This is a genomic window from Stieleria sp. (genome assembly GCF_041595215.1).
Taxonomy (GTDB): Bacteria; Planctomycetota; Planctomycetia; order Pirellulales; family Pirellulaceae; genus Stieleria; species Stieleria magnilauensis.
Map to the genome: position 1 here is coordinate 1 of NZ_JBFHKV010000645.1, position 4937 is coordinate 4937.

4 protein-coding genes are annotated in these 4937 nt (G+C 59.1%); all 4 read left to right on the forward strand.

Annotated elements, in window-relative coordinates; all coding sequences use genetic code 11:
- The first annotated feature begins 296 nt into the window (after positions 1-296).
- The 4 genes from ABX749_RS21700 (at position 297) to corA (ending at position 4937) form a co-directional block, all read left to right on the forward strand.
- Positions 297-1529 (forward strand): protein phosphatase 2C domain-containing protein, encoded by a 1233-nt coding sequence (locus ABX749_RS21700; protein ID WP_372897822.1) that lies wholly within the window; start codon positions 297-299, stop codon positions 1527-1529.
- Positions 1526-2629, forward strand: coding sequence for a transporter substrate-binding domain-containing protein (locus ABX749_RS21705; RefSeq protein ID WP_372897823.1), 1104 nt, complete (start codon positions 1526-1528; stop codon positions 2627-2629). The genes ABX749_RS21700 and ABX749_RS21705 overlap by 4 nt, the downstream gene beginning before the upstream one ends.
- Entirely contained in the window at positions 2626-3771 is a 1146-nt protein-coding gene (locus tag ABX749_RS21710; protein WP_372897824.1) for a transporter substrate-binding domain-containing protein, read from the forward strand. The genes ABX749_RS21705 and ABX749_RS21710 overlap by 4 nt, the downstream gene beginning before the upstream one ends.
- Positions 3772-3854: 83 nt before the next feature.
- The gene (gene corA, locus ABX749_RS21715) at positions 3855-4937 is read left to right on the forward strand and encodes a magnesium/cobalt transporter CorA (RefSeq protein WP_372897825.1); all 1083 of its coding nucleotides are present in this window, start codon (positions 3855-3857) and stop codon (positions 4935-4937) included.

A 4937-nucleotide genomic window follows, 5' to 3' on the forward strand; every position in this document is an offset into this window, starting at 1 on the left:
GAGTCCGCTGTAGACGAGCCCGCTGTAGTCGGCAGATTGGCCAGGACTCGTCGCCTCGTCCACTACCGCCGACCCAAAAACCAAGGTGCGGATCACCCTTCGGGCCGTTTGGATTTTGGTACCTGCCCCCTTTTCCGCTCGCGCTTCGTTTGGACGGTTGCGGTGTCAACCGGCCGTCAAACCCGCTATAGTGGAGTGGTCGTGCGATATGCGATCCGGGCGAATTTCCCGGCGGGATCGTGGTCTTTGCGACCACAACCTCCTGCCCTCAAGCTGCTGACCACAAGTCTGTTCTCATGGTGATCGTCGCAACGGCAATCAGTGACAAGGGATTGAAACGCGACGGAAACGAAGATCAGTACCTGATCGACGAGAGCCTGGGGTTGTACGTCGTTTGCGACGGGATGGGCGGCCATGCGGCCGGCGAAGTGGCGGCCGAGCGGGCGATCGAGTTTGCGTCGGAACATCTGTCCAAAAACCGCGACCTGATCCATTCGGCCGGCGAGTCGCCCGACGGGGTGTTCCGGGTGCTGAAGGTCGTCGAAGAAGCTGTCCAGCAGGCGAGCCAGGGGCTCAATCAACTGGCCCGGGCCACCCCGGACTATGCCGGCATGGGGACCACGCTGACCCTGTTGGTCGTCGTCGAGGACAAAGGGGTGATGGCCCACGTCGGCGATTCGCGTTTGTATTTATTTCGACAAACCGAAGTCCATCAACTCAGCAGCGACCACACGTTGGCCAATGAGCTGTTTCTATCCGGGGACCTGACCCGAGAAGAAGCCTGCAACAGCCGCTATCGACACGTCCTGACCCGCAGCATCGGTCCGCACGAATACGTCGACGTGGATACCTTGCTGTTTGATTTGATTCCCGGCGACCGCCTGTTGCTCTGCTCCGACGGGCTGAGCAACTATTTCGAGAACACGTCGTGCGTCGCCGACTTCATGTCCGAACCGGACATCATCACGCAACCCGACAAGCTGGTGGAGTTTGCCAAGGAATCCGGCGGTGCCGACAACATCACCGCGATCGTGGTCGAAGTCCAAGGCGAGGCAACCGATCACCCGGCCGCGGATGTTCAAAAGAAGATTGAATGCCTGCAGAGCCTGTTCATGTGCAAGAAGCTTTCCGTTCGCCGCCTGATGCACCTGGCTTCGATCACCAAGACGATCCAGTGCGCCGCGGGCAAAGAGTTGATTTCCATGGATGCCGGCGTGCCCGGTCTGTACGTCGTCCTGGACGGTGGATTTCGCGTGATCGACGACGATGTGATCGAAGGGGAACTCGGACCGGGCGACTATTTTGGTGAAGCGTCCTTGTTGACCGAGGTCCGGTCATCGGCAGCGCTTGTCGCCATCGAACCGTCGCGGGTGCTCGTGATCAGCCGCAAGGAATTCGGAAAGCTGACGCGTCGGCTGCCGCGGTTAGGCAACGTGATGCTGCGTAACCTTGGAAAGCTGCTCGCCAAACAAATCATCAAAAAACAAACCCGACCGCTGAACCTGGATGACACGGGACCACTGGCATGAATCACTTCGGCCGCATCTGCATCGTCCAACTGTTGGTCCTGGGCACGCTGTGTTGCGTGAGCGATCTCGCATCCGGCCAACAAGCATCCGAGCAGCAAGCACCCGAGCAGCCGATCACCGTCGGGACCAAGCACAGTCCCCCGTTTGCGATCAAGAATGACGACGGGACCTGGAGCGGCATCAGCATCGAATTGTGGAAGAACCTCTGTGGCGAATTGGATCTGGAATATGAATTCCGTGAACTGACGCTCGAGCAAATGTTGCGAGGGCTCGAGCGTGGTGAGATCGATGCGGGCGTGGCAGCGATCAGCGTCACGGCGGATCGTCACCACCGGATGGAATTCTGTCATCCGCACTATTCAACCGGGCTGGGGATCGCGGTTTCGAGACAGCATCGCGCCAGTCTCTGGGCGTCGATCCGTCAGGTTTTCTCTTTTCGGTTAGTCCTGTTTGTCCTCAGCATGACCTGCATCGTTGCGATGTGCGGCTGGTTGTTCTGGTTGTTTGAACGCAAACGCAATGAAACGGTATTCGGCAGCGGACGGCGACAGGGGGTGTCGATGGGCATCTGGTGGTCGATCGTGGTGCTGCTGGGCCACAAGGGGATCAGTCCGGTCAGCATTTGGGGCAGGGTGTTGGCGACGATTTCGATGCTGGCCAGTATCGCGGTCATCAGCCTAATCACCGGCGTCGTCGCATCGGCATTGACGGTCCGAGAATTGGACATCGGAATCGGGCACCCCAGCGATCTGCGGGATGTCCGTGTCGCCACGGTGTCGTCCAGCACCAGCGCCGAGTATCTCCGCAATCGACGCATCGCCTTTCGCACGTACCCCACACCCGAAGAAGCCATTGAGGCGGTCGATGAAGGCAAAGCGGACGCGGTGGTGTATGACCGAGCGATCCTGAGGTACCTGGCGATGCTGAAGTTCAACGACCGCATCGACGTGTTGCCCGTTTCGTTTAACCTGCAAGAGTACGCGATCGCCCTGAAACCCGGCAGCGACCTGAGGCGACCGCTCAATGAGGAATTGCTGCGGTATCGTGCAACGGACGCCTGGAGCGATCTGTTGTATCGCTATTTGGGAGACACCCAATGATCCGTCTGCGCGTTGTCCCGCCGTTCACCTCGCTGCTCGTCCTGCTCTGCTGCGTGGCCTCAAGCGGCAGCCACAGCTTCGCTCAATCGACCGATCCGCCGGAAACGCTGGCGATTCCCGATCAGCTGGTCGTCGCCACGCGCGACGTTCCGCCTTTCGCGATGCAGAACGAAAGCGGCGGTTGGGACGGCATCAGCATCGACCTGATGCGTTCCATCAAAGCGGACCTGGAAGAGGAATCCAAGCACGAGATCCAGCTTCGCTTTGAATCCTATCCGCTCGACGAGATGCTCGACGCGGTCGCGGCCGGACGGATTGATATCGCCGCCGCCGCGCTGACCGTCAATGCGGAGCGTGAGCGGCGGATGGATTTCACGCACGCCTTCTTCAGCTCCGGGCTGGGCATCGCCGTCGGGGCGGCGCAGCGGAAATCGGGCTGGTCGGGAATCGTCGACGCTGTCCTCTCGCCCACGTTTCTGCGTATTTTGTCCGGCTTGCTGGCCGCGATGTTGATCAGCGCGGTCGCGGTGTACTTTTTTGAACGGAAGCACCACGGCAGCGATTTCAAATACGGGATCGTGCGGGGGATCGGTGTCGGGCTGTGGTGGGCGGCAGTCACACTGACCACCGTCGGCTACGGTGACAAGGTCCCCAAGACGTTGCCGGGTCGGCTGATCGGATTGATCTGGATGTTTTCGGGGCTATTCATCATCGCCAGTTTCACCGCGGCGGTCACCTCGGCCTTGACCGTCAACCAGCTGCGATCACGGGTCGCCGGGCCGGCGGACCTGCCGCGCGTCAAGGTTGCGACGGTGGCCGGTTCGACGTCGGCCGACTACCTGCGCTCGCGTCACATCCGCTATCGTTCCTTCGAGACCGTCGAATTGGCGCTGCAATGCCTCGCCGAAGAACGCTGCGACGCGGTGGTCTATGACGCGCCCATTCTTCGGCACCTTGTGTTCCAAGCCGAGGCAGGTGATCTTTTCGTTTTGCCGGTGACTTTCGAACGCCAGAGTTACGCGTTTGCGCTCCCCAGCAATAGTCCGTTACGCGAGCCGATCAATCAAAGCCTGCTGCATCGAACCTCGTCCGCCGCCTGGGAAGACACGCTACAAAGCTATCTCGGGAACGCTGTTGAATGAGACGACGACGGTTTGATCGCAGGCATTTCGACAATTTTTAACGACCACGTTTGCGGTCGGCATCCAACGCCAGGAATGGGTCAGTGAGTCAGAAAATATTCAAGAAACGGCACACCCGAATTGGCGCCCGCCCCGGCACCCTTGTGATCTCGAAACAGTCGCCGCGGCCGGTCGTTCGCGGCATCTTCTATAATCCAGAAAGCTTCGAAGACGAGCCCATCGAAGATCTGGATCGGTTACAAAAAGCCTTCAAAAAGGAGACGATCGCCTGGATCGACGTGCAGGGATTCGGCGACCGGTCGGTGATGAATAAAGTCGGGTCGGTCTTCGGATTGCACCCGCTGCTTCTGGAAGATGTCGTCAACGTTCCGCAGCGGCCCAAGACCGAACTGTACGACGACCAGCTTCTGATCGTCGTTCGAATGGTCCGCTTGAAAGATCCCGACGATCAGTCTCGCTATCGTGTCGACATGGAACAGGTCAGCATCGTCTTGGCGGAGAACTACGTGATCACGTTCCAAGAACGCTATGGAGACATCCTTGACCCGGTCCGGAAACGGATCAAGGGCGGCAAGGGCATCATTCGACATCGCGGGTCGGACTACCTTGCCTATGCGATCGCCGACACGATCGTGGACGGCTATTACCCGGTGCTCGAAGGCGTCGGCAACGATTTGGAGGCGATGGAAGACGAAGTGATTCGCAACCCTTCGCCGGAAGTCCTGGGCGAGCTGAACACGCTGAAAAATCAGCTGATCAATCTTCGACGTGCGGTCTGGCCGCAACGCGAAGCGGTCAATTCATTGGTCAGGGGGGACTACGCCCTGATCGGCGAAGACGTTCGCGTCTACCTGCGCGACACCCATGACCACTGCATCCAGACGTCGGAGGTCGCTGAAATGTATCGCGAGATGGCGACGGGATTGATGAACACCTACCTGTCTTCGGTCGCCAACCGGACCAACGAGGTCATGAAGGTGTTGACCATCATGGCCAGTCTGTTCATTCCGTTGACGTTCATGGCCGGAATCTACGGCATGAATTTTGAACACATGCCTGAACTGCACTACCGCTATTCCTATCCCATGCTGTGGCTGGTGATGACGCTGACCGGTGTCGCGATGCTGTACTTTTTCTGGCGCAAAGGCTGGATCGGGCGCGGCTAA

Bases quoted from the DNA above. Each gene is read 5' to 3' on its own strand.
- ABX749_RS21700 (WP_372897822.1), top strand. From the start codon at position 297: ATGGTGATCGTCGCAACGGCAATCAGTGACAAGGGATTGAAACGCGAC.
- ABX749_RS21705 (WP_372897823.1), top strand. From the start codon at position 1,526: ATGAATCACTTCGGCCGCATCTGCATCGTCCAACTGTTGGTCCTGGGC.
- ABX749_RS21710 (WP_372897824.1), top strand. From the start codon at position 2,626: ATGATCCGTCTGCGCGTTGTCCCGCCGTTCACCTCGCTGCTCGTCCTG.